Below are 5,597 nucleotides of genomic sequence, written 5' to 3' on the forward strand. Positions count from 1 at the left end.
CCTGCTCGCCCTGTGCGACCCCCTGGTGGTCAACGAGCACGAGGCCGCCTTCCTCCTGGCCGACGGCGAGGACGGCGAGGGCGGCGCGCGGCCCGGCGCGGAGGCGGGAGACCTGGCGGAGGCCCTGCTCAGGCGCGGCGCCCGCTCGGTGGTCGTCACGCTCGGCGCCGAGGGCGCGCTGGTCGCGGCCGGTTCGGGCACGGCGGCGGTCGCGTCCCCGAAGGTGAAGGCGGTGGACACCACGGGCGCGGGCGACGCGTTCACCGCCGCGCTCTGCCTCCGGCTGGCCCGGGGCGACGGCCTGGCCGGCGCGGCCCGCTACGCCGCCCGGGTCGGCGCCGCCGCCGTCCGCGAGCACGGCGCCCAGAGCTCCTACCCGGGCCCGGACGACCTCCCGCCCGCTCCCGACTAGACGTTCATGCCGGGGGTCGCGGGTTCCAGGGGCGACACTGTTCGTTTGCGGCGGAGCCGCCGGGGGTCTGGGGGTCCGCCCCCAGAGGCAGCACGGGTCAGCGGGGGTCGGGGATGGCGCGGGCGCGCTGGCGGTAGAGGGCGTCGGCGACGTCGTGGACGTCGGCGCCCAGGTCGAACGCGCTGAACAGGTGGAGGTCGTCGGCGGTCTCGATCTCCAGCAGGCGGGTGTGCAGCAGCAGGCGGCGCCGCTCGTCCACCCGGATCGCGGTCACCTCGTCCCACGGCACGCGGAGCCGCCCCGCGTAGCCGGTGACCAGCGTGACGCCCTCGTGGTCGGCCGCCACCCGGACGGGGGCGAGCACGTCGCGCAGGGCGAGCACGGCCAGCCCGAGCGCCGCCACCCCCGCCAGCAGCAGCCGCTGCACGTCGCCGGAGTTCAGCACGGCCAGCGCCCCCACCGCGGCGGCCGCCGCCCACTTGGCCACGAGCTGTTTCGCGGGCACCCGCCAGTGCTGCCCCGTACCGGCATGCTCGTCCATGAGGCCACGGTAGCGACCGGACGATCGGGGCGGGCCGCCGGTGCGGCGGTATAGAGGACGAGGACAGCGTTTCCGCCACGTGCGGCGAACGCTTTTTCACCCCTGTTATGCCTGATGCGCCCCATCTTTGCGGAGAACCGTCCGATAGCGTCGTGGGCATGCGACTGGGCGTGCTCGACGTTGGATCCAATACGGTGCACCTGCTGGTGGTGGACGCCCATCAGGGGGCGCGGCCGCTTCCCGCGTTCTCCCACAAGGCGGAGCTGCGCCTGGCCGCCCACCTGGAGGACGGGGACCGCCTGTCGGAGGAGGGCGAGGCCCGGCTGCGCGCGTTCGTGGACGAGGCGCTGCAGATCGCCGAGGACAAGGGCGTGGAGAACCTCGTCGCGTTCGCCACCTCCGCCGTCCGGGACGCCGTCAACGGCGAGGAGGTCCTGGCGCGCATCCGGACCGGGACGCAGGTGGACATCAGCGCCCTGTCGGGGGAGGACGAGGCGCGGCTGACGTTCCTCGCGGTCCGGCGGTGGTTCGGCTGGTCGTCGGGGCGGCTGATCGTGGTCGACATCGGCGGCGGCTCGCTGGAGATCGCGGTGGGTATCGACGAGGAGCCGGACGCGGCGTTCTCGCTGCCGCTCGGCGCGGGCCGGCTGACCCGCGACTGGTTCGCCTCCGACCCGCCGTCCCCGGACGAGGTGCGCAAGCTGCGACGGCACGTCCGCGCGGAGATCGCCCGGCATGTGGGGGAGGTCGCGCGCTACGGCCCGCCCGACCACGCGGTCGCGACGTCCAAGACGTTCAAGCAGCTCGCCCGGATCGGCGGCGCGGCGCCCTCGGGGGATGGACCGTACCAGCGGCGCGTCCTGCACGGCGCCGACCTGACCGAGTGGACCGAGAAGCTCGTCCAGATGCCGGCCGCCGAGCGCGCCGAGCTGCCCGGGGTGTCGGAGCGGCGCGTCCACCAGCTCCCGGCGGGCGCGATCGTCGCCGACGCGGCGATGGACCTGTTCGGGCTGGCCGAGCTGGAGGTCTGCCCGTGGGCGCTGCGCGAGGGCGTGATCCTCCGCCGCCTCGACATGATCACCGGTTGACATCCGGATCCGGATCTGCGCACGGTGGTGGGCGGGCTGACCGGATCCGGTCGCGTACCGGATGACCTGGGCAGAGTCCCTGAATATCCCTTTCTTCGGGATGACCAAGAACGCGATATGTCTTGACGGCCGGGGCGTGCCGACGTAGCTAATGGGGGGGCGGGCGGCCAACACCCTTGGGGGTTCCTCATGACGGGCGCGAACCGGTTCTCGTCCTTGCCCTGCGGACGGCGGAGCAAGTTCGTCGTGCTCGGGGTCTGGATCGTCATCCTCCTCGTGTCCGCGCCCCTGGCGGGCAAGCTCACCGGGGCGCAGGAGAACGACACCTCGTCGTGGCTGCCGAAGAACGCCGAGTCCACCCGGGTGGTGGACGCGGCCGAGAAGTTCGTGCCCGCCGACACCTTCCCCGCCGTGGTCGTCTACGACCGGGGCGGCGCGCCCGTCACCGGCGCCGACCTGGCCAAGGCCAGGGCGGACGTCCCCCGGCTGAAGGCCGTCAAGGGCGACCCGAAGGGCGGCGAACCGCCCCGGGCGCTCTCCGAGAGCGTGCGGGACCCCGTCATCGCCAAGGACGGCAAGGCCGTCCAGACGATCGTCAACGTCAAGGTCGGCGACGACGGATGGGACCTGCTCGGCCCGGCCGTCAAGGACTACCGCGACATCGTCCAGAGCGGCGACCAGGGCCTGAAGGCCCACGTCACCGGGCCCGCCGGGTACGCGGGCGACTTCAGCAACGTCTTCTCCGGCTTCGACAAGACGCTGCTGTTCATCACCGCCGCCATCGTCATCGCGATCCTGCTCGTCACCTACCGCAGCCCGATCCTGTGGCTGGCGCCGCTGCTGTGCGTCGGCCTCGCCCTCATGGCCGCCGACGCCGTCGTCTACCTGCTGGCCGACAACGCCGGGCTGACCGTCAACGGGCAGGCCGCGTTCATCCTGACCGTCCTGGTGTTCGGCGCCGGCACCGACTACGCGCTGCTGCTGATCGCCCGCTACCGGGAGGAGCTGCGGCGGCACGACGACCGGCACGAGGCCATGGCGATCGCGCTGCACCGCGCCGGGCCCGCGATCCTCGCCAGCGGCTCCACGGTCGCGCTCAGCATGCTGTGCCTGCTCCTCGCCGTCCTCAACTCCACCAAGAGCATGGGCCCGGTCATGGCGATCGGCGTCGCCGTCGCGCTCGCCGCGATGCTCACCCTGCTGCCCGCCCTCCTCGTCATCTGCGGGCGCTGGGTGTTCTGGCCCAAGCGCCCGTCGCACGGGTCGGCCGAGCCGACCGAGCAGGGCGGCTGGGCGCGCGTCGGCACCCTCGTCGCCGTCCGGCCCCGCCTCACCTGGGTCATCACGGCCGTGGTGCTCGGCGCGTGCGCGTTCGGGCTCCTGGGGCTCAAGACCGGGTCGCTGCCCAACAAGGACGCCTTCAGCTCCGGCAAGCCCGACTCGATCACCGGCGAGGAGGTCATGGTCAAGCACTTCCCGGCGGGCAGCGGCGCGCCGGTCCAGGTGATCGTCAAGGCCGGGACGCAGGACGCCGTCCGCGCGGCGCTGTCCACCGTGCCCGACATCTCCGACGTGCGGGTCGCCGGGAACCGGCCCGGGCAGCCCGTGGACGGCCTGGTCTACCTGGAGGCGACGCTCGACGCGCCGCCGGACGCCAAGCGGGGGTTCACCGCCGTCGAGCGGGCCAGGGAGGCCGCGCACCGCGTCCCGAACGCCGACGCCGAGGTCGGCGGCGGGTCGGCGGTCACGCTCGACATCAGCGACGCCTCCCACCGGGACCAGAACGTCGTGATCCCGGTCGTGCTCGTCGTGGTGCTGCTCATCCTCGCCCTGCTGCTGCGCGCCCTCGTCGCGCCGCTGCTCCTCGTCGGCACGGTCGTGCTGTCGTACGCGGCGGCGCTCGGGGTCAGCGCGCTGGTCTTCACCCACGTGTTCGGGTTCGCCGCGGCCGACCCGTCCTTCCCGCTCTGGACGTTCGTGTTCCTCGTGGCGCTCGGCACCGACTACAACATCTTCCTGATGACCCGCGTCCACGAGGAGGCGAAGCGGCACGGGACGCGGCGCGGCGCGCTCACCGGCCTCTCCGCGACGGGCGGGGTCATCACCTCGGCGGGCGCGGTGCTCGCCGGGACGTTCGCCGCGCTGGGCTCGCTGCCGCTGGTGTTCGTCACCGAGCTGGGCTTCACGGTCGCCTTCGGGGTGCTGCTGGACACCTTCGTCGTCCGGTCGGTGCTGGTCACCGCCCTCAACCTGGACGTCGACCGGCACATGTGGTGGCCGAGCGCCATGGCGCGCCCCCGGGCGGCCGCCGCCGAGGGCGAGACCGCGCCGCGGGCCCCGGTCGGCAGCGAATGATCACCAGCTGGGGTGCCCGAGAGGCTTGCCCGCCGGGCTGACGGTACGGTCGCCGGTCCCGTCGGCCTTGATCGCGCGGACCTCCGGCCGGGCCACCTGCCCGCGCACGTAGCAGACCCACCTGCCGTCGCGCGACCACCCCGGGTCCATCTCGTGGTCGGCGGACGCGGCGAGCGGGCGCGCGTTCGCCCCGTTGGCATCCATCACCCAGATGTCGCTCTGCGCGGACGGGCCGCGCGTGTAGGCGATCTGCTTGCCGTCCGGTGACCACGCCGGGTCCACGGCGCGAATCCGGTCGCGGCTCAGCTTCGTCCAGGGGGCCGAGGGCCGACCGGGGTCGAGCGTGAAGAGCTGCTCGATCCCGTCGCGCTTGCTCCAGAACACCACCCGCCCGGTGGACGACCACATCGGGTCGTCCTTGTCGGACGAGTCGGTGGTGAGCTGCGTGACCGCCTTCCCCTGGAGGGCGACCGCGAAGATCTGGGCCCCGCCGTCCTTCTCGCCCATGTAGGCCAGCCGAGTGCTGTCCGGCGACCAGGTCAGCCGCCCGCCCGCGATGTCGGTGACCTTCCGCTGCCCGCTGCCGTCGGCGTTCATCACCCACGCCTCGGACCTGCCGTCGATCCGCCGGGTGAACGCGATGCGCGTGCCGTCGGGCGACCGCACGGGCAGCATGTCGCACTGCGGCCCGCGGACGAGCGCGACCGGCTCCGCGTCCCCGGCCTTGTAGGTGCCGATGTCGGCGTGGCACGACTTCGGCCAGCCGGGCCGGGTGTCGATCCGCACGACCATCGCCGTGGTGGGGAACGCCGGGGCCGCGGCGCGGGCGGAGTTCTTCTTCTCCTCCGGGCGCGTGAGCAGGTAGGCGCCGCCCGCCAGGCCCGCGACGAGCAGCACGGCCAGGGCGCTCGCCGCCACCACCCGGGTGCGCCGGGGCCCCGACTCCCGGGTCGGCGACTCGACGGGCGGAAGGTAGGGCGGGGCGGTCCGCTGCCGCTCGGGCGGCGGCGCGGCGGGCGGCATCCGCATCCCCGCGCCCGGATCCGTGCCCCTCTCATGCGACGGCTCGGTGCGCCATTCGGGTGGCGCCGGGGCTGGAGCCGATGCTGGGGCCGGGGGCTGCTGCTGGGCCGCCTGCTGCGGCGGCGCGGCCTGCTGCCGCAGGTCTGCGGCGCGGGCGTGGGCGTCATGGGACGTGGCG

The 5,597-nt window shown here is 74.0% G+C and carries 5 protein-coding genes; 3 read left to right on the top strand and 2 right to left on the bottom strand.

The genetic code is table 11. From position 1 onward, the window contains the following. Positions 1-412 (top strand): PfkB family carbohydrate kinase (locus E1298_RS43520; RefSeq protein ID WP_207945202.1); only part of this gene is annotated, 412 nt, incomplete at its 5' end. Between the two features lie 97 nt (positions 413-509). Here E1298_RS43520 and E1298_RS43525 read toward each other — a convergent pair. After that, complete coding sequence (locus E1298_RS43525) at positions 510-953, bottom strand: PH domain-containing protein (RefSeq protein ID WP_131903239.1); 444 nt, start codon at positions 951-953, stop codon at positions 510-512. A 158-nt stretch (positions 954-1,111) separates the two neighbouring features. Here E1298_RS43525 and E1298_RS43530 point away from each other — a divergent pair, with 158 nt between their 5' ends. Both E1298_RS43530 and E1298_RS43535 read left to right on the top strand, forming a co-directional pair. Beyond that, on the top strand, positions 1,112-2,041 hold the full coding sequence (locus E1298_RS43530) for a Ppx/GppA family phosphatase (RefSeq protein ID WP_131903240.1): 930 nt from the start codon (positions 1,112-1,114) through the stop codon (positions 2,039-2,041). 189 nt (positions 2,042-2,230) lie between these two features. Further along, the gene (locus tag E1298_RS43535; protein WP_131903241.1) at positions 2,231-4,396 is read left to right on the top strand and encodes an MMPL family transporter; all 2,166 of its coding nucleotides are present in this window, start codon (positions 2,231-2,233) and stop codon (positions 4,394-4,396) included. Here E1298_RS43535 and E1298_RS43540 read toward each other — a convergent pair. Next, the coding region (locus E1298_RS43540; protein ID WP_207945203.1) for a TolB-like translocation protein at positions 4,397-5,597 on the bottom strand (1,201 nt) is incomplete at its 5' end.

It is taken from the genome of Actinomadura rubrisoli, assembly GCF_004349215.1.
Lineage (GTDB): Bacteria > Actinomycetota > Actinomycetes > Streptosporangiales > Streptosporangiaceae > Spirillospora > Spirillospora rubrisoli.

What these genes read in the sequence shown, in the direction of transcription:
- E1298_RS43525 (WP_131903239.1), bottom strand. Translation starts at nt 953, where the DNA reads ATGGACGAGCATGCCGGTACGGGGCAGCACTGGCGGGTGCCCGCGAAA.
- E1298_RS43530 (WP_131903240.1), top strand. Translation starts at nt 1,112, where the DNA reads ATGCGACTGGGCGTGCTCGACGTTGGATCCAATACGGTGCACCTGCTG.
- E1298_RS43535 (WP_131903241.1), top strand. Translation starts at nt 2,231, where the DNA reads ATGACGGGCGCGAACCGGTTCTCGTCCTTGCCCTGCGGACGGCGGAGC.